At 55.7% G+C, this 19,025-nt stretch carries 17 protein-coding genes; 8 read left to right on the top strand and 9 right to left on the bottom strand.

The genetic code is table 11. The features are described 5' to 3' along the window. Positions 1-97 precede the first annotated feature (97 nt). Genes potA through potD form a run of 4 tightly spaced genes read left to right on the top strand, consistent with a single transcriptional unit; the run spans position 98 to position 3,906 of the window. Positions 98-1,246: a spermidine/putrescine ABC transporter ATP-binding protein PotA gene (gene potA, locus CKK19_RS18865; protein ID WP_163385517.1), complete on the top strand. Its 1,149-nt coding sequence runs from the start codon at positions 98-100 to the stop codon at positions 1,244-1,246. After that, positions 1,230-2,087 carry a spermidine/putrescine ABC transporter permease PotB gene (potB, locus tag CKK19_RS18860; RefSeq protein ID WP_022647763.1) on the top strand — a complete coding sequence of 286 codons (858 nt, stop codon included), beginning with the start codon at positions 1,230-1,232 and terminating at the stop codon, positions 2,085-2,087. The genes potA and potB overlap by 17 nt, the downstream gene beginning before the upstream one ends. After that, a complete protein-coding gene (gene potC / locus CKK19_RS18855) occupies positions 2,084-2,875 on the top strand; it encodes a spermidine/putrescine ABC transporter permease PotC (RefSeq protein ID WP_023305879.1) in 792 nt (263 codons plus the stop codon). Before potB ends, potC begins: the two co-directional genes overlap by 4 nt. Beyond that, positions 2,872-3,906, top strand: a complete 1,035-nt coding sequence (gene potD, locus CKK19_RS18850) for a spermidine/putrescine ABC transporter substrate-binding protein PotD (protein WP_022647761.1) — start codon at positions 2,872-2,874, stop codon at positions 3,904-3,906. Before potC ends, potD begins: the two co-directional genes overlap by 4 nt. Positions 3,907-3,940: 34 nt before the next feature. Here potD and cobB read toward each other — a convergent pair whose 3' ends face one another. From cobB to lolC, 5 genes are read right to left on the bottom strand one after another with little or no spacing between them, the layout of a single operon-like run. After that, complete coding sequence (gene cobB, locus CKK19_RS18845; RefSeq protein WP_063853821.1) at positions 3,941-4,762, bottom strand: Sir2 family NAD+-dependent deacetylase; 822 nt, start codon at positions 4,760-4,762, stop codon at positions 3,941-3,943. 14 nt (positions 4,763-4,776) lie between these two features. Continuing rightward, entirely contained in the window at positions 4,777-5,688 is a 912-nt protein-coding gene (gene nagK / locus CKK19_RS18840; RefSeq protein WP_045622612.1) for an N-acetylglucosamine kinase, read from the bottom strand. Between the two features lie 54 nt (positions 5,689-5,742). Continuing rightward, positions 5,743-6,987, bottom strand: coding sequence for a lipoprotein-releasing ABC transporter permease subunit LolE (lolE, locus tag CKK19_RS18835; RefSeq protein WP_032624470.1), 1,245 nt, complete (start codon positions 6,985-6,987; stop codon positions 5,743-5,745). Beyond that, complete coding sequence (lolD, locus tag CKK19_RS18830) at positions 6,987-7,688, bottom strand: lipoprotein-releasing ABC transporter ATP-binding protein LolD (protein ID WP_032624471.1); 702 nt, start codon at positions 7,686-7,688, stop codon at positions 6,987-6,989. Before lolD ends, lolE begins: the two co-directional genes overlap by 1 nt. Next, positions 7,681-8,880, bottom strand: coding sequence for a lipoprotein-releasing ABC transporter permease subunit LolC (lolC, locus tag CKK19_RS18825; protein WP_017384712.1), 1,200 nt, complete (start codon positions 8,878-8,880; stop codon positions 7,681-7,683). The genes lolD and lolC overlap by 8 nt, the downstream gene beginning before the upstream one ends. 256 nt (positions 8,881-9,136) lie before the next feature. On the opposite strand from lolC, the gene CKK19_RS18820 reads away from it, so the two are divergent. From CKK19_RS18820 to ldtC, 3 genes are all read left to right on the top strand, one after another. Further along, complete coding sequence (locus CKK19_RS18820; protein WP_022647756.1) at positions 9,137-10,210, top strand: acyltransferase family protein; 1,074 nt, start codon at positions 9,137-9,139, stop codon at positions 10,208-10,210. Between the two features lie 145 nt (positions 10,211-10,355). Then, the gene (gene mfd / locus CKK19_RS18815; RefSeq protein WP_063853820.1) at positions 10,356-13,802 is read left to right on the top strand and encodes a transcription-repair coupling factor; all 3,447 of its coding nucleotides are present in this window, start codon (positions 10,356-10,358) and stop codon (positions 13,800-13,802) included. Positions 13,803-13,946: 144 nt separating this feature from the next. Next, entirely contained in the window at positions 13,947-14,912 is a 966-nt protein-coding gene (gene ldtC / locus CKK19_RS18810; protein ID WP_023299804.1) for a L,D-transpeptidase LdtC, read from the top strand. A 74-nt stretch (positions 14,913-14,986) separates the two neighbouring features. Here the strand turns inward: ldtC and bhsA are convergent, their stop codons facing one another. Next, a complete protein-coding gene (gene bhsA, locus CKK19_RS18805) occupies positions 14,987-15,244 on the bottom strand; it encodes a multiple stress resistance protein BhsA (RefSeq protein ID WP_006809234.1) in 258 nt (85 codons plus the stop codon). A 245-nt stretch (positions 15,245-15,489) separates the two neighbouring features. On the opposite strand from bhsA, the gene CKK19_RS18800 reads away from it, so the two are divergent. After that, complete coding sequence (locus CKK19_RS18800; RefSeq protein ID WP_023305873.1) at positions 15,490-16,125, top strand: TetR/AcrR family transcriptional regulator; 636 nt, start codon at positions 15,490-15,492, stop codon at positions 16,123-16,125. Positions 16,126-16,185: 60 nt separating this feature from the next. Here the strand turns inward: CKK19_RS18800 and CKK19_RS18795 are convergent, their stop codons facing one another. The 3 genes from CKK19_RS18795 to ycfP all read right to left on the bottom strand — a co-directional run bounded on the left by CKK19_RS18795 (position 16,186) and on the right by ycfP (position 19,003). Then, positions 16,186-16,725 carry a glycine zipper 2TM domain-containing protein gene (locus tag CKK19_RS18795; protein ID WP_017384715.1) on the bottom strand — a complete coding sequence of 180 codons (540 nt, stop codon included), beginning with the start codon at positions 16,723-16,725 and terminating at the stop codon, positions 16,186-16,188. A 194-nt stretch (positions 16,726-16,919) separates the two neighbouring features. Then, positions 16,920-18,224: an NAD(P)/FAD-dependent oxidoreductase gene (locus CKK19_RS18790; protein WP_017693633.1), complete on the bottom strand. Its 1,305-nt coding sequence runs from the start codon at positions 18,222-18,224 to the stop codon at positions 16,920-16,922. A gap of 236 nt (positions 18,225-18,460) precedes the next feature. Then, positions 18,461-19,003: an alpha/beta hydrolase YcfP gene (gene ycfP, locus CKK19_RS18785; protein ID WP_022647750.1), complete on the bottom strand. Its 543-nt coding sequence runs from the start codon at positions 19,001-19,003 to the stop codon at positions 18,461-18,463. Positions 19,004-19,025: the final 22 nt, after the last annotated feature.

Below are 19,025 nucleotides of genomic sequence, written 5' to 3'. Positions count from 1 at the left end.
GAGAAGGATTGGCGATTCAATGGGTTTGCCGTAGAATGTCCGCCCTCATTACGAGTCACCAAGGTGGTTACACACAAACCCCGCTTCAGTCTGCTGCCTGAGGCGTCTATATGGGACAGCGCGAAAATTGAATACACAACCCCGTTCCCTTTCACCGCTGGTGCAACTGGAACGAATTCGTAAAAGTTTCGATGGCAAAGATGTCATTTCCGATCTTAATCTGACCATCAATGACGGTGAGTTTCTCACGCTGCTTGGCCCCTCCGGCTGCGGCAAAACCACCGTCCTGCGCCTTATTGCCGGGCTGGAAAGCGTCGATAACGGCCATATCCATCTTGAGAACCAGGACATTACCCAGGTCCCTGCCGAAGATCGCCACGTCAATACCGTCTTTCAGAGCTATGCCCTGTTCCCGCACATGACCGTGTTTGAGAATGTGGCGTTTGGCCTGCGGATGCAAAAAACACCCGCCAGCGAGATCCCGCCGCGCGTTACCGAAGCCCTGCGCATGGTGCAGCTGGAGGCATTCGCCCAGCGCAAGCCGCATCAACTTTCTGGTGGTCAGCAGCAGCGTGTGGCCATTGCCCGCGCCGTGGTCAACAAACCACGCCTGCTCCTGCTGGATGAATCCCTCTCCGCGCTGGACTACAAGCTGCGCAAGCAGATGCAGAACGAGCTGAAAGCGCTTCAGCGTAAGCTCGGCATCACGTTCGTGTTTGTCACTCACGATCAGGAAGAAGCCCTGACTATGTCAGACCGTATCGTGGTGATGCGTGAGGGCAAGATTGAGCAGGACGGCACGCCGCGTGAAATTTACGAGGAGCCGAAAAACCTGTTCGTCGCCAGCTTCATTGGCGAAATCAATATTTTCAACGCCACGGTGATTGAGCGTCTGGACGAGCAGCGCGTGCGCGCCAACGTGGAAGGCCGCGAATGCAACATCACGGTGAACTTTGCCGTGGAAAAGGGACAAAGGCTCAACGTTCTGCTGCGCCCGGAAGATCTTCGCGTCGATGAGATCCACGACACGGCTGACGCCGAAGGTCTGATCGGTTACGTTCGCGAACGCAACTACAAAGGGATGACCCTCGAATCCGTTGTGGAACTGGAAAACGGCAAAATGGTGATGGTTAGTGAGTTCTTCAACGAGGACGATCCGGACTTCGACCACTCGCTGGATCAGAAGATGGTCATCAACTGGGTAGAAAGCTGGGAGGTTGTACTGGCTGATGAAGAACACAAGTAAGTTCCAGAATGTGGTGATTGCCACGATCGTCGGTTGGCTTGTGTTGTTTGTCTTTCTTCCCAACCTGATGATCATTGTAACCAGCTTCCTGACCCGCGACGACGCGAACTTCGTCGCGATGGTCTTTACGCTGGACAACTACGCACGCCTGCTCGATCCGCTCTACTTTGACGTGCTGCTGCACTCGCTCAATATGGCGCTGATTGCCACCGTTGCCTGTCTGGTGCTGGGGTATCCGTTCGCGTGGTTCCTGGCTCGCCTGCCGCAAAAAGTGCGTCCGCTGCTGCTGTTTTTACTGATTGTGCCATTCTGGACCAACTCGTTAATCCGCATATATGGGCTGAAAATCTTCCTCAGCACCAAAGGTTATCTTAACGAGTTTCTGCTGTGGCTTGGGGTTATTGATACGCCGATCCGCATTATGTTCACTCCGAGCGCGGTGATCGTCGGCCTGGTCTATATCCTGCTGCCGTTTATGGTGATGCCGCTTTACTCAAGCATTGAAAAGCTTGATAAACCACTTCTGGAAGCCGCGAGAGACCTGGGGGCCAGCAAGCTGCAAACCTTTATCCGCATCATTATCCCGCTGACCATGCCGGGCATTATTGCCGGATGTCTGCTGGTCATGTTGCCTGCGATGGGCCTGTTCTACGTGTCGGACCTGATGGGCGGGGCGAAAAACCTGCTGATCGGCAACGTGATCAAGAGCCAGTTCCTGAACATCCGCGACTGGCCGTTCGGCTCGGCCACCAGCATTACGCTGACGGTGGTAATGGGGCTGATGCTGCTGGTTTACTGGCGTGCCTCACGCCTGCTGAATAAGAAGGTGGAGCTGGAATGATCGGTCGACTGCTTCGCGGCGGTTTTATGACCGCCATTTATGCCTATCTCTATATTCCAATAATCATTTTGATCGTGAACTCCTTTAACAGTTCACGCTTCGGGATCAACTGGCAAGGGTTTACCACCAAATGGTATGGCCTGCTGATGAACAATGACAGCTTGCTACAGGCCGCACAGCACTCGCTGACGATGGCGGTATTCTCTGCCACCTTCGCGACGCTGATTGGCTCGCTGACCGCCGTGGCGCTGTACCGCTACCGTTTTCGCGGTAAGCCGTTCGTCAGCGGTATGCTGTTTGTGGTGATGATGTCCCCGGACATCGTGATGGCCATTTCACTGCTGGTGCTGTTTATGCTGCTGGGCGTCCAGCTCGGTTTCTGGTCGCTGCTGTTTTCGCATATCACCTTCTGCCTGCCGTTTGTGGTGGTAACCGTCTACGCGCGACTGAAAGGGTTCGACGTACGCATGCTGGAAGCGGCGAAGGATCTGGGAGCCAGCGAGATGACCATTCTGCGCAAAATCATCCTGCCGCTGGCGATGCCTGCCGTGGCAGCCGGATGGCTGCTCAGCTTTACCCTGTCGATGGACGACGTGGTCGTGTCCTCCTTCGTCACCGGGCCGAGCTACGAAATTCTGCCGTTGAAGATCTACTCAATGGTGAAAGTCGGTGTTTCACCCGAAGTGAACGCGCTGGCGACTATTCTGTTGGTGTTATCGCTGGTTCTGGTGTTTGCCAGCCAGGTTATTGCTCGTGATAAAACAAAATCTCAGGGGACACAGAAATGAAAAAAATGCTTGCCGCTGCGGCACTGGTGCTCGGAATGGGTGCCGCGCATGCTGATGACAGCAAAACGCTCTATTTCTACAACTGGACCGAGTATGTGCCGCCGGGCCTGCTGGAGCAGTTCACCAAAGAGACGGGCATCAAGGTGATCTATTCGACCTACGAGTCGAATGAAACCATGTACGCCAAGCTCAAAACCTATAAAGATGGCGCGTATGACCTGGTGGTGCCGTCGACCTATTTCGTCGACAAGATGCGCAAAGAAGGCATGATCCAGAAGATCGATAAAACGAAGCTAACCAATTTTTCAAACCTCGATCCTGAGATGCTAAACAAGCCATTCGACCCGAACAACGATTATTCCATTCCGTACATCTGGGGCGCGACGGCAATTGGCGTCAACAGCGATGCCGTTGATCCAAAAACGGTTTCATCCTGGGCTGATCTGTGGAAGCCGGAATACAAAAGCAGCCTGCTGTTAACCGATGATGCGCGCGAAGTGTTCCAGATTGCGCTGCGTAAACTCGGCTACTCCGGCAACACCACCGATCCGAAAGAGATCGAAGCGGCGTATAACGAACTGAAAAAGCTGATGCCAAACGTGGCGGCGTTCAACTCGGATAACCCGGCTAACCCGTATATGGAAGGTGAAGTGAATCTGGGGATGGTCTGGAACGGCTCTGCGTTTGTGGCGCGTCAGGCCGGTACGCCGCTGGAGGTGGTCTGGCCGAAAGAGGGCGGCATCTTCTGGATGGATAGCCTCGCGATCCCGGCTAATGCGAAAAACGTCGATGGCGCCCTGAAGCTGATTAACTTCCTGCTGCGCCCGGATGTGGCAAAACAGGTGGCGGAAACTATTGGTTACCCGACACCAAACCTGGCCGCGCGGAAGCTGTTAAGTCCTGAAGTGGCGAATGATAAATCGCTTTATCCGGACGCTGAAACCATCAGCAAAGGGGAATGGCAGAACGACGTCGGTGACGCGAGCCGCCTGTATGAAGAGTATTATCAGAAGCTAAAAGCAGGCCGTTAATGCACAACGGGCGACGCAAGGTCGCCCGTTACCCTTACAGCCCCTTCAGGAGTTTATCAACAAAGGCTGGCACCACCTCGCTGGCCAGACCGTAATGCTTCTCTTCAAACTCACTCCCGACCTGGCTTGGCTCAAGATTAAGCTCCACCGTATGGGCACCTTGCAGTCGCGCTTCGTGAACAAACCCCGCCGCCGGATAGACATGTCCTGAGGTACCAATGGCGATAAAGACGTCCGCCATGGCCAGGGCGCTGTAGATCTCATCCATTCCCAGCGGCATTTCGCCAAACCAGACCACATGGGGACGCAGACGCGAAGGGAACTGACAGCAGTGGCAGCGGTCTTCGTCCAGCACGTCCTCTTTCCACTCCAGCACCTGCCCACTCCATGCGCACCGCACCTTGAGCAGTTCGCCGTGCATGTGAATGATGTTGTGGTTTCCGGCTCTTTCATGAAGATTGTCGATGTTTTGCGTCACCAGCAGAAAACGATCCCCCAGCGCCTCCTCCAGCTTTGCCAGCGCCAGGTGCGCCGCGTTTGGCGCAATCTCCGGCTGCTGAAGCTGGCGACGGCGGGCGTTGTAAAACGCCTGAACCAGCGCCGGATCGCGGGCGAAACCTTCCGGCGTCGCCACATCTTCTACTCGGTGTTCTTCCCACAGCCCGTCCGCCGCGCGGAAGGTCTGAATACCGGATTCGGCGGAGATCCCCGCCCCGGTCAACACCACCACTCTGGGTTTATCCATCGCTTCTGGCACCATCCTGTCTCTGAAAAAGATCCGCTGACGCAGGCGTTCACGTAAGCGGCGTTTATTTTTGCGAAAACGGCTGAGTCGACCCTGGCGACGCGACAGCATAGTAACCTCGTAAACTAATCGGTGAGATGAAGGAATGCGGCTCCGCGCATGCCTCCTGCGTCCCCGTGTCGCGCACGCTCAATGCGCGGCACGCGGGCGACCGGCAATAAATGTCGGGGCAAACGCCCGGACAGTTGTTCCGTAATCGCAGAGAAATTTGACAGCCCTCCCCCGATCACCAGCAGATCCGGGTCGACGATGGTCAGGATATTCCCCAGACACACCGCCAGCAAATCAAGATAGCGCTCAACGTGCTCACGCGCCTGCGCGTCTCCCTGCTCCCACAGCGTAATGATTTGAGGGGCCTCAAGTTTCTGATGATAGAAGTGTTCATAAAGCCATGCAAACCCGCGCCCTGAAAGGTAACTCTCAATGCAGCCGTGCTGACCACAGCCGCAGCGGGTAAGCGGGAAATCACGACCAACGACGTCCAGCGCATCCACCGGCAGACGGATATGACCAAATTCTCCGGTAATGTAGCTGCGCCCGGTAATGGGCTTACCGTTAATGACAATCCCGCCACCGACGCCCGTTCCGAGGATCAGCCCCATCACCAACGGATAGCGACGAAACTCGTCGTCCCAGGCCTCTGAGAGAGCAAAACAGTTGGCATCGTTGTCTAAGCGCACGTCGCGCTCAAGGAGAGCAGAAAGATCGGCACGCAGCGGTTTGCCGCTGGCAGCAGGAACGTTGGCGGCATACAGCGTGCCGTCGTCGGTTTCGGGCATACCCGGTATACCAATGCCGACGCTGCCTTTGACGCCAAAGCGTTCATCCGCCTGCGCCACCAGCGCGGCAATGGCGGTTAAAAATTCATCGTAGCTATCGCGCGGCGTAGGCACGCGGGTTTCCCATTGTAGCTTAAGGTCTTTATCGAACACGCCGAGCGCAATCTTGGTGCCGCCAATATCAAATCCGTAATACATGATGCATTCCTCTGTTTGATTCAGCGGCCAAAAGACCGCTAAACCATGACGAAATTACTGGCCACTTAATACCCTTGCCGGATCAATTCGGCTTGCGCGACGCGCCGGATACCAGCTTGCCAGCAGACTCAGTAAAAGTGCTGTAACCAGCACATAAATGACGTCCAGCCAGTGCAGTTCAGACGGCAGGAAGTCAATAAAATAGATATCGCCTGACAGGAATTGATGGCCGATAAGCGCCTCAATCCCGTTGATAATCGGCGTCAGCTGAAGAGACACCACCACGCCGATGACCACGCCGCAGAGGCTACCAAACAGCCCCGCCAGCAAACCGTACCAGACGAAGATGGCGCGAATAAGACCGTCTTTCGCCCCTAAGGTACGCAGCACGGCAATGTCGCCGCTCTTGTCCTTAACAGCCATGACCAGCGTAGAGACGATATTAAAGCACGCCACGCCAATCACCAGCACCATCGCCAGATACATAATCGCGCGGATCATCTGGATATCACGGTACATATACCCGTAAGTGCCGATCCAGCTTTTGATGTAGACATAGTTATTGGTCACGCTGCCAGCGTCACGCACCAGTGTATTGGCGTTGAAAACGTCGTTAACCTTAATGGCAATGCCCGTCACGCTGTCGCTCATATCCAGATACTGGCGCGCATCTTCCAGCGGCACCATCGCGAAGCTGTGATCGAGCTGGCCGCTCAGCTGCAAAATACCGGTGACGTGCAGACGCACGCGCTTAGGCTGCTGCAATTTGTGATCAGCGCTGGCGTTCGGGATCATGATCGAGACCCAGTCGCCCTGCTTCACCTTCAGTGCATCGGCAACGCCTTTGCCCATGATGATCTGCTGTTCGCCAGCCTTAAAGGTTGCCCATGCACCATTTTGCACATAGCGAGGCAGCGCGCTCAGACGCTCCTCCTGACGTGGATTCACCCCTTTCACCTGAATGGCGCGCAGGTTTACCCCGCTCTCTACCAGCCCGGTAAAGTTGATGTAAGGTGCAGCCGCCGCAATGCCGGGTACCTTTTCCACTTTGTTCAGGGCATCACGCCAGCTGGACCACGGCTGGTTAACCGGCTCGATTTCACCGTGGGGTACAACGGCCAGAATGCGGTTATTCAGTTCTCGCTCAAAGCCATTCATGGCGCTTAAGCCCACGATTAGAACCGCCACGCCCAGGGCGATACCGATGGTGGAGATCACGGAGATAAGGGAAACCATCCCGCTCCGGCGACGACCGCGGCTAAAGCGTAACCCAATGAGTAACGATAACGGTGAAGCCATTACTCCGCTCCCATCAGCGTCAGTTCTGCATTCAGACGACCGTCGCGCATTTCCAGCTGACGGCCCATCCGCTTAGCCAGCTGCAAATCGTGCGTGACCACCAGAAACGCGGTTCCCTGCGCGGCGTTCAGTTCGCCGAGAAGCTGGAAAATGCTGTCTGCGTTACGCGCATCGAGGTTACCTGTCGGCTCATCCGCCAGCACCAGGCGCGGGTTGTTGACCAGCGCACGGGCGATGGCCACACGCTGACGCTCGCCGCCGGAAAGCTCAGACGGACGATGATTCCCGCGATGACCCAGCCCTACCGCGTTTAGCATGTCGCTGGCGCGGGCATTGATTTCTGCGGGTTTCTTTTTACCAATCAGCAGCGGCATCGCCACGTTTTCCAGCGCCGTAAAGTCCGGCAGCAGGTGGTGGAACTGATAGATAAAACCCAGCTCACGGTTACGCAGCTCGGCTTTCGCCGTAGACGACATTTTACTCAGCGGCTGCCCGGAAAAGATCACATCGCCTTCGGTTGGCGTGTCCAGCCCGCCCAGCAGGTGCAGCAGCGTACTTTTGCCGGAGCCGGAGCTGCCAACAATCGCCATCATCTCGCCTTCACCCACGCTAAAGCTGACATTGTGCAGCACGTCGGTCTGCACAGCGCCTTCCTGATAGCGTTTGGACAGGTTGTCGCACTGCAACAGGATCTTATTCATAACGTAAAGCCTCAGCGGGTTGAGTGGCGGCAGCCCGCCAGGAAGGATAAAGCGTAGAGAGCAGCGCAATAGCCATCGCGGCCAGCGCAATACCGACCACCTGGAGCGGCTCGATAGCCACCGGCAGCGCCGCACCATCAAGCAGCGCGCCGATAATCGGCATGAGATTGTTGAGCTGGCTGGCGAGCAGCGCACCCAGCGCCGCGCCGAGCAGCGCGCCGATGATGCCAGCGCTGGCACCCTGCACCATAAATACCGCCATGATCTGGCGCGGCGTCAGCCCCTGGGTTTGCAGAATGGCGACTTCGCCTTGCTTCTCCATCACCATCAGCCCGAGCGAGGTGATGATATTAAACGCGGCAACGGCCACGATCAGGCTCAGCAGCAGCCCCATCATGTTTTTCTCCATGCGCACGGCCTGGAACAGTTCGCCTTTGCGGTCGCGCCAGTCCTGCCATTTCGTTCCTTCCGGTAGCGTCTGCTGGCTAAGGGTATCCACCTTCAGCGGCGCATCAAGCCACAGACGCCAGCCGGTGATATTTCCCGCCGGGTAGCGCATCAGACGAGAGGCGTCCTGAATGTTAACCAGCATCTGGTAACCATCGACTTCGCTGTTCGCCGCAAACGTGCCAATCACGTTGAACAGGCGCTGGCTTGGCAGACGCCCCATCGGCGTAAACTGACTGGCTGAGGGCACCATCACGCGCAGTTGATCGCCACGGTTGACCCCGAGCTGCCCGGCAAGCTGCTCACCGAGGATGACGTTGTATTTACCCGCTTCCAGGTCGGTTTGTTTCACATTGACCAGGAACGGCGTCAGCGGATCTTTTTGCGCCGGATCGATACCCAGCATCACCCCGACCGCCACGCTGCGGGCGCTTTGCAGCACCACATCGCCCGTCGTGAGGGGCGCAACGCGCGTGACACCCTGTAACTTCACCGCGCTTTCCGGCAGCTGTTGCGGGTTAACGGAGCCCTGAGTGGAAGAGAGAACGGCCTGCGGCATCAGCCCCAGGATATTGTTTTGCAGCTCGCGCTCGAAGCCGTTCATGACGGAAAGCACCGTCACCAGAGCCATCACGCCAAGCGTAATGCCAATAGTCGAAAGCCAGGAGACAAAGCGACCGAAGCGGTCCGCGGCGCGCCCACGCATGTAACGTAAGCCTATGAAGAGTGCGACAGGTTGATACATGAAATCCGTCTGTTTGCTGATAGCAGACCCACGAGTATATAAGCGAATCCGCTAAGCGTAAATGACTGAAACCGTAAGATTCGGTAATCATTTTTCCGAAAAATTCAGATAAATCATCATGCTACTGACTGAACTTCCGCCATACAGCCTCCACCTTTTCCGAAAATCGTCCTGATACAGACTGTTACCCGTTACATCGGGGTTTCATTTTACAACAATCGACCTTTCGTTTATGGCAACAAGGTCGTCACGCACAATGAAACAAAAAGCATTATGGATTAACCAGATAAAAGGGCTGTGCATCTGCCTGGTGGTGATTTACCACTCGGTGATCACCTTTTATCCTCACCTGGACGGGCTACAGCATCCGTTATCGGGCCTGCTCGCCAAATGCTGGGTCTACTTTAATCTTTACCTCGCACCGTTCCGTATGCCGGTGTTTTTCTTCATCTCCGGCTATTTGATTCGTCGATATATTGACGAGGTGAACTGGCGCACCAGTCTCGACAAGCGGATCTGGAGCATTGTCTGGGTGCTGGCCCTGTGGGGCGTCCTGCAATGGCAGGCGCTGACCCATCTGAATGCCTGGCTCGCCCCCGAGCGTGAACTGGCGACAGCATCCAATGCGGCCTACGCCGATTCCGTTTCAGGGTTTGTACTGGGAATGCTCACGGCCAGCACCAGCCTGTGGTACTTGTACGCTTTAGTGGTCTACTTCACGCTCTGTAAACTGCTGAGCCGCTGGAAACTGCCGATGCTGGGGCTTCTGGCGCTGGCAAGCATCGCCATTAACTTCCTGCCTTTACCATGGTGGGGAATGAACAGCGTGGTGCGCAACATGATCTACTACAGCCTCGGCGCATGGTACGGCGCGCAGTTGATGACGTGGATGAAAGGGATGAATTTGCGCCGCAGCTGGCTGGTACTTATCGCCTCTGGCGCGGTGTCGGTAGTGCTGTGGTTCGCTAATGTTCCTCTGCCGCTCTCACTGCTGTCGATCGTGGTCATCATGAAGCTCTTTTACAGCTTCGAGCAGCGTTATGCCGTTCATCCCAATAATCTGCTGAACGTCATCGGTTCAAACACCATCGCGATTTATACCACTCACCGCATTTTAATTGAGGCGTTTAGCCTGCTCCTGATTCGCGAAATGAATGCGGCGTACTGGCCGATCTGGGCGGAGTTAACGCTGATTCTGGTCTATCCGTTCGTCAGCCTGCTCGTCTGCACGCTGGTTGGACTGGGCGCACGTAAGCTCTCGACCGCCCTCTTTGGCGACCTTTTCTTCTCCCCTCCCGCACGGCTTACGCCACAGCTCGCCAGCCGCTAACCTACCCTGCCCCCATCCGGGGGCACTTTTCCTCTTGTGCGGTTACGATTTGCTTATGCATAACGATCGAGGATAATAAAGACATTGCGTATCAGTGATATGCCCCAATACTGTTGGTATATCCCCAAGAGACCCTGACATAGCCATGCCTGAACACTATCGTTTTTCCTTGCCTGTAAAAGCAGGTGACCAACGCCAGCTGGGCGAACTGACAGGCGCGGCCTGCGCTACGCTGGTGGCGGAAATTGCCGAGCGCCATCCGGGGCCGGTGGTGCTGGTTGCCCCGGACATGCAAAACGCCCTGCGCCTGCACGACGAAATTCGTCAGTTCACCGACAGTCTGGTATTCAGCCTGGCCGACTGGGAAACGCTTCCCTACGACAGTTTCTCTCCGCACCAGGAGATCATCTCCTCACGCCTGTCGACGCTGTATCAGCTCCCCACCATGCAGCGCGGCGTGCTGATTGTGCCGGTGAATACCCTGATGCAGCGCGTCTGTCCGCACAGCTATTTGCACGGCCATGCGCTGGTGATGAAAAAAGGCCAGCGCCTGTCGCGCGATGCCCTGCGCGTGCAGCTTGACGGAGCCGGTTACCGTCATGTCGATCAGGTGATGGAGCACGGCGAATACGCGACGCGCGGTGCGCTGCTGGATCTCTATCCAATGGGCAGCGACCAGCCGTATCGTCTGGATTTCTTCGATGATGAGATCGACAGCCTGCGCGTGTTCGACGCCGACACCCAGCGCACGCTGGAGGAAGTGGACTCCATTAATCTGCTGCCCGCCCATGAGTTCCCGACGGATAAAACCGCCATCGAACTGTTCCGCAGCCAGTGGCGCGACAGGTTCGACGTGAAACGTGATGCCGAACATATCTACCAGCAGGTCAGCAAAGGCACCCTTCCGGCCGGGATCGAGTACTGGCAGCCCCTGTTCTTTAACGAACCGCTGCCGGCGCTGTTCAGCTACTTCCCGGCCAATACGCTGATTGTTAACACCGGGGATATCGACGCCAGCGCCAGCCGCTTTGAAAGCGAAACGCGCGCCCGCTTTGAAAACCGGGGCGTTGACCCGATGCGTCCGCTGCTGCCGCCGGAAATGCTGTGGCTGCGTACCGACGAGCTCAACGCCGAGCTAAAACGCTGGCCGCGTATGCAGCTCAAAACCGATTCGCTTGCCGATAAGGCGGCGAACACCAATCTCGCGTTCCGGACGCTGCCCGATCTGGCCGTCCAGGCGCAGCAGAAATCCCCGCTCGATAACCTGCGCAAGTTTCTTGATTCCTTCACCGGGCCAGTGGTGTTCTCCGTTGAGAGTGAGGGTCGTCGTGAAGCGCTGGGCGAACTACTAGGACGGATCAAAGTTGCACCGAAGCGCATTCATCGCCTGAGCGAAGCGACCGGAAATGGTCGTTACCTGATGATCGGCTCCGCCGAGCACGGATTTATTGATACGCTCAATAACCTGGCCTTGATTTGTGAAAGCGACCTGCTGGGCGAGCGCGTGGCGCGCCGTCGTCAGGACAGCCGTCGCACCATCAACCCGGACACCCTGATCCGCAACCTGGCCGAACTGCACCCCGGTCAGCCGATCGTTCACCTGGAACACGGTGTGGGTCGCTATCAGGGAATGACCACCCTCGAAGCAGGCGGCATCAAAGGTGAATACCTGATGCTGACCTACGCGAACGACGCCAAACTGTACGTGCCGGTGTCGTCCCTGCACCTTATCAGCCGCTACGCCGGTGGCGCGGAAGATAACGCGCCGCTGCATAAGCTGGGCGGCGAGGCCTGGTCACGCGCGCGGCAGAAGGCGGCGGAAAAAGTGCGCGACGTGGCCGCCGAGCTGCTGGACATTTACGCCCAGCGTGCGGCCAAAGAGGGTTATGCGTTTAAGCATGATAAAGAGCAGTACCAGCTGTTCTGCGACAGCTTCCCGTTTGAAACTACGCCGGATCAGGCTCAGGCCATAAATGCCGTGCTGAGCGACATGTGCCAGCCGCTGGCGATGGATCGCTTAGTCTGCGGCGACGTGGGCTTCGGTAAAACCGAGGTAGCAATGCGTGCCGCTTTCCTGGCGGTGGAAAACAACAAGCAGGTGGCGGTGCTGGTGCCGACTACCCTCCTCGCCCAGCAGCACTTCGACAACTTCCGCGACCGCTTCGCCAACTGGCCGGTACGCATTGAGATGCTGTCGCGTTTCCGCAGCGCCAAAGAGCAGACGCAAATCTTGGAACAGGCAAGCGAAGGCAAAATTGACATTCTGATCGGCACCCACAAGCTGCTGCAAAGCGACGTAAAGTGGAAAGATCTGGGGCTGCTGATCGTCGATGAAGAGCACCGCTTTGGGGTGCGCCACAAAGAGCGCATCAAAGCGATGCGCGCCGACGTCGACATTCTGACCCTGACCGCCACGCCGATCCCGCGCACCCTGAATATGGCGATGAGCGGCATGCGCGATCTGTCGATTATTGCCACCCCGCCGGCGCGCCGTCTGGCGGTGAAAACCTTTGTTCGCGAGTACGACAATCTGGTGGTTCGCGAGGCGATCCTGCGTGAAGTGCTGCGCGGCGGCCAGGTATATTACCTGTATAACGACGTTGAAAACATTCAGAAAGCCGCCGACAGGCTGGCAGAGCTGGTGCCGGAAGCGCGCATCGCCATTGGTCACGGCCAGATGCGCGAGCGCGAGCTGGAGCGGGTGATGAACGACTTCCACCATCAGCGTTTCAACGTGCTGGTATGTACCACCATCATTGAGACCGGGATCGACATTCCGACGGCGAACACCATCATCATCGAACGCGCGGATCACTTCGGCCTGGCCCAACTGCATCAGCTGCGCGGGCGCGTCGGGCGTTCGCACCATCAGGCCTACGCGTGGCTGCTGACGCCGCATCCGAAGGCGATGACCACCGACGCGCAAAAGCGTCTGGAAGCTATCGCCTCGCTGGAAGATCTGGGTGCTGGCTTTGCGCTGGCGACGCACGACCTGGAGATCCGCGGCGCCGGTGAGTTGTTGGGTGAAGACCAGAGCGGCTCCATGGAAACCATCGGTTTTTCTCTGTATATGGAGCTGCTGGAAAATGCCGTCGACGCGCTTAAAGCCGGACGTGAACCGTCTCTGGAAGATCTCACCAGCCAGCAGACCGAAGTGGAACTGCGCATGCCTTCCCTGTTGCCGGATGATTTTATTCCTGACGTGAATACCCGTCTGTCGTTCTACAAACGTATTGCCAGCGCGAAAAGCGAAGGCGAGCTGGAAGAGATTAAAGTCGAACTGATTGACCGTTTTGGGATATTGCCCGATGCGGCGCGCAACCTGCTGGATATTGCCCGCCTGCGTCAGCAGGCGCAGAAGCTGGGCATTCGTAAGCTTGAAGGCAACGAGAAAGGCGGCGTAATTGAGTTTGCCGAGAAGAACCACGTCGATCCGATGTGGCTGATTGGCCTTCTGCAAAAACAGCCGCAGCATTTCCGTCTTGATGGCCCGACGCGTCTGAAATTTACTCAGGATCTGACGGAACGTAAAATCCGCATGGACTGGGTGCGTAACTTTATGCGTCAGTTGGAAGAGAACGCCATCGCATAACGGTTTCCCCCGCCAGCGCCCGGCTGGTGGGGGACAATTTACAAACTCTTTGCACTTCGCCCGATCTTCCCGACCATACATTCGCCATAATTATCATTAACGCCTTATAAAACAATAACCTTATCATTTGTATGGATTATGATAATGATGATTTCTTCGCGTTTTACCCGCTGGTTAACTGTGGTTGCGCTGGCCGCGACGGTTGCCGTCGCGCTCCCTGCTCGCGCCAATACCTGGCCTCTTCCGCCCGCCGGCAGCAACGTGGTAGGTGAAAACCGCTTTCACGTGGTTGAAAACGATGGCGGTTCGCTGGAAGCGATTGCTAAAAAATATAACGTCGGGTTCCTGGCGCTGTTGCAGGCCAACCCGGGCGTAGATCCCTATGTGCCCCGGGCGGGCAGCGTACTGACGATTCCGCTGCAAACCATCCTGCCGGACGCGCCGCGTCAGGGCATTGTAATTAACCTCGCCGAACTGCGTCTGTATTACTACCCGCCGGGCAAGAACGAAGTGACCGTTTACCCTATCGGTATTGGTCAACTGGGGGGCGATACGCTGACCCCTACCATGGTCACCACCGTCTCTGATAAGCGCGCTAATCCAACCTGGACCCCGACGGCAAACATTCGCGCCCGTTATAAAGCTCAAGGTATCGACCTGCCTGCCGTGGTGCCTGCTGGCCCGGATAACCCGATGGGGCACCATGCAATTCGCCTGGCGGCATATGGTGGGGTTTATCTTCTGCACGGAACGAATGCGGATTTTGGGATCGGGATGCGCGTCAGCTCCGGCTGCATTCGCCTGCGCGATGACGACATCAAAACGCTCTACCGCGTGATCGCCCCTGGCACGAAAGTGAATATCATCAATACGCCGATTAAAGTGTCTGAAGAGCCGGGTGGCGTCCGTCTGGTTGAGATCCACCAGCCGCTATCGAAAAACATTAATGACGATCCGCAGACGCTGCCGATTAATCTGAATGCCTCGATGGTGAGCTTTAAAACGAATGCAAACACCGATGGCGCAGTGATGGAGCGGGCGATGGAAGCGCGCTCGGGGATGCCAACCGATGTCACGCGGCATCATGAGGTTGCTCAGCAGTCAATGTAAACGGTAATAACGACAAACGCCCTGCATTAGCAGGGCGTTTTTTTGCAGTGGCATAACGGAGGGTTGCGTTACGCTTATTTGTAGATAACTGCGGTACCGTGCAGGGTGTTAGGACCGGTCACAGAGGTGATGCGGAATGATTTCGCACCCATTTCGTCAGCTTTTTGTGCCAGCTGATCTTCCAGAGAGCCGAGGTTAGTCCCGGCAGTGGCAGAGATGGTACCGACTTTCTGCTGGTCTGCTGGAGTGGATTGCACTTCAACAGCAGCGAAGCTTGCGAAAGAGAGTGAACTCAGAACGGCGGCAGCGATGAGGGTTTTAACGTTTTTCATGATTTTATACCTTTGGGCAGATGATGTAGTGGTCGTTAGTTATTTAGTTAACGTTCGATAGGTAAATGATAGATGTGATCCAGGTCACACGTCAACCCATTTTTATAATGGTCGTTAAATTAATTTCATTTTCCTTATATTTCATAAAGATAAAATTAAATTATTTTTAAGAAATCACCGCTGGTCGTCGCAGACGTTTATTTTTATAATGACTATTCAACAAAACAACAGAGGACCAACGGCACATGACAACCGATGTCACGCGTTGCGCAAAGAAAAGCCGTGGCCGACCAAAAGTGTTCGACAGGGATGCGGCGCTCGATAAGGCCATGACGCTCTTCTGGCAGCATGGGTATGAAGCCACGTCGCTCTCCGACCTGGTGGAAGCAACGGGCGCGAAAGCCCCTACCCTGTACGCAGAGTTCACCAACAAAGAAGGCTTATTCCGGGCCGTTCTGGACAGATACATCTCGCGCTTCGCGGCAAAACACGAAGCCCAGCTATTCTGTGAAGAAAAAACGGTTGAGCAGGCATTGCAGGATTATTTCTGCGCAGTCGCAACCTGCTTTACCAGTAAAGACACGCCCGCGGGCTGTTTTATGATCAACACCTCCGCGACCCTCGCGGCATCGTCGAAAGAGATTGCCAACACGGTCAAATCGCGCCATGCGATGCAGGAGGAGACGCTCAGCACGTTTCTGGCTCAACGCCAGCAGCGCGGTGAAATTCCGGCGCATTGCCGTCCGCAGGAGCTGGCCCAGTATCTGAGCTGTATTCTACAGGGGATGTCCATCAGCGCCCGTGAAGGCGCGACGCTGGAAAAACTGCAGGGGATTACGCAAATAACGCTGCGCCTGTGGCCTGAACTTCTTAAACTCTGACGCAAAAAAAAAGCTCCTCAGCCTGAGCGCATGAGGAGCTAAGTTCAGAGAACATCTTTTTTACACTTTGTTATTCAGTATCAGCTGACCATTGCTGTCGAGAGGGATCTGCGTACCAGGATCTTTATCCATGCGGATTTTGCCCTGCTGATCGCCAATTTTGTAGGTTACGTCGTAGCCCAACATTTTTTCAGACTTGTCATACACGGTTTTACAGCGCTGCTGCGTTGTGGTGTAGGTATCATTTTCCTGCATCGCACCCTGCACCTGGTTACCGGCATAACCGCCGCCCAGCGCACCAACCACCGTCGCGACATCCTTACCACGGCCACCACCAAACTGATGACCAATCACCCCACCAGCAACCGCGCCCAGCACGGAGCCAGCGATACGGTTTTCATCCTGAACCGGACGACGATGGGTGACAGAAACATTACGGCACTCCTGACGAGGCGTCTTGACCGTCTCTTTGATCGGTGTAGCGGAAACCACCTGCGCATACTGCGGGCCACGATCAAGTACGTTCAGACTGGCAACGGCAGCCACACCTAACGCAGCTGCGACGCCAATCCCTATACCCGCCAACATTGATTTATTCACGGGACTTCCTCCTTTGTTGCAATTGGTAGCAATTTTGCAGCGCAATAAACGCTTCGCCAATAAGATAAAGGATCAAAAAACCGCGGGATGAGCTGGGATAGCGTCTGTTTAAGAGAACTCTTAAGCGTCAGGAGCGAAATGCACAGCATGATGTGCTAAGAATTCCCTCCGGAGAGCCCGGAGGGAGGGAGAAATTAGTGCAGCTTCAGGCGTGGGCGGATAACGCGGTTGATGCGGCCGACCAGCATCATCAGGCCGGTTTTGAAGTAGCCGTGCAGCGCAATCTGGTGCATACGGTACAGAGAAATGTACACGAAGCGGGCGATGCGCCCTTCCACCATCATGGAGCCGCGCATCAGGTTGCCCATCAGGCTACCCACGGTGGAAAAGTTTGAGAGCGACACCAGAGAGCCGTGGTCTTTGTAGACATAGGCTTTCATCGGTTTGCCTTTCATCTGCGCCAGGATGTTATGCAGCACGAGGCTTGCCATCTGGTGCGCGGCCTGGGCGCGAGGAGGCACAAACCCGCCTTCCGGACGCGCGCAGGAGGCACAGTCGCCGATAGCGAAGATGTCCGGATCCCGCGTGGTTTGCAGCGTCGGCTCTGTCACCAGCTGGTTAATACGGTTTGTCTCCAGCCCACCGATATCTTTCATGAAATCAGGCGCTTTGATCCCCGCAGCCCAGACCATCAGGTCGGCCTGGATGTATTCGCCGTCTTTGGTATGCAGTCCGCCCTCATCCGCGCTGGTCACCATGGTCTGGGTCAGCACGCGCACGCCCAGTTTGGTCAGCTCGTTGTGCGCCGCGCCAGAAATACGCGGCGGCAGCGCAGGCAGAATACGTTCACCTGCTTCCACCAGCGTCACATTCAGCGCTTCATTAGTCAGTCCTTTGTAGCCGTAGCTGTGCAGCTGTTTGACCGCATTGTGCAACTCCGCCGATAATTCAACGCCCGTTGCGCCGCCGCCCACGATAGCAATGTTAACCTTGCCGTTAGCACCCATGTTGTTGGTGTACTTCAGGAACAGGTTAAGCATCTCCTGATGGAAACGACGCGCCTGATGCGGGTTATCCAGGAAGATACAGTGCTCTTTTACGCCTGGGGTGTTGAAATCATTGGACGTACTGCCCAGGGCCATCACCAGCGTGTCATAGGCCAGCTTGCGCTCAGGAACCAGCAGCTCGCCTTTATCATCACGCAGCTCAGCCAGCGTGATGGTTTTATTTTCACGGTTGATGTCCACCACCGAACCCAGCTGGAACTGGAAGTGGTGGTTACGCGCATGTGCCAGATAGCTGAGCGCATCCACGCCCTCATCCAGCGACCCGGTCGCCACTTCGTGCAGTAACGGCTTCCACAGATGGCTGTGGTTACGATCCACCAGCGTGATTTTGGCTTTCTTACCGCGACCCAGTTTCTTACCCAGCTGCGTCGCCAGCTCCAGTCCGCCAGCACCACCGCCGACAATCACTATCTTTTTCAATGGCGTAGTCAACGTGACCCCCTCAAATTATTAACCAATTGTTAATTAAAAGTTATATAAATAACCCTTAATTAACAACAGGTTACTGCGCTGAAACCATTCAGATTCATTGAGAATAGCACGTCAGGCGCATTGGTCATACCAAAATTGATATGTATCAAGTTTTGATGGTTTAAAAGTAGACAACTCTGACAAAAAAGAGGCCCGGCACGCTTTCACGTACCGGGCCTTTGTCATGTTCAGGGAGTTCAGCCCAGCGTTTTAAAGGCCTTAATACGCTGCAAGTGCGGGGAAATATTTTTGAACTTGTGGGTCTGCTCTTCGTCCCAGACAATTTCGTAGTAATGATGCAGAAGTTCGGCAGCGCGGGAGCTGTCCAGCGCTTCATCGTTGCGGGAGAGGATCGCCAGACACCGGTCGCGGTTCTTTTCGCGGAAATTGCTCACGCATTTTGTTGCGATATCGGCGTACTCTTCCGGACGGTCAATCTTGCCTTCCATGTTTTCGTTTGGAAACAGGTTAGGATTAAAAATGACCTGACGGATATCGCACAAAAAACCGATGCGCTCTGCCCAGTATCCCCCCAACCCCACGCCGCAGATCAGCGGACGATCGTCGATATTGAGCTGCAACATTTTGTCCACTTCTTTAAGCAGATGCTGCATGTCATGTTTCGGATGACGCGTGCTGTAACTGATCAGCCGGACATCCGGATCGATAAACTGCAGTTGCAGCACTTTCTCATGATTACCAGGACTGTTTGAGTCAAAACCGTGTAAATAAATGATCATCGTCTCACCACGCTACGCCTTC

The sequence above is a fragment of the Enterobacter sp. CCUG 70166 genome (assembly GCF_020224095.1).
In the GTDB taxonomy this organism is placed as follows: Bacteria; Pseudomonadota; Gammaproteobacteria; order Enterobacterales; family Enterobacteriaceae; genus Enterobacter; species Enterobacter intestinihominis.
The sequence above is the reverse complement of the archived record's forward strand: the minus strand, read 5'-3'. Positions and strand labels throughout refer to the sequence as shown.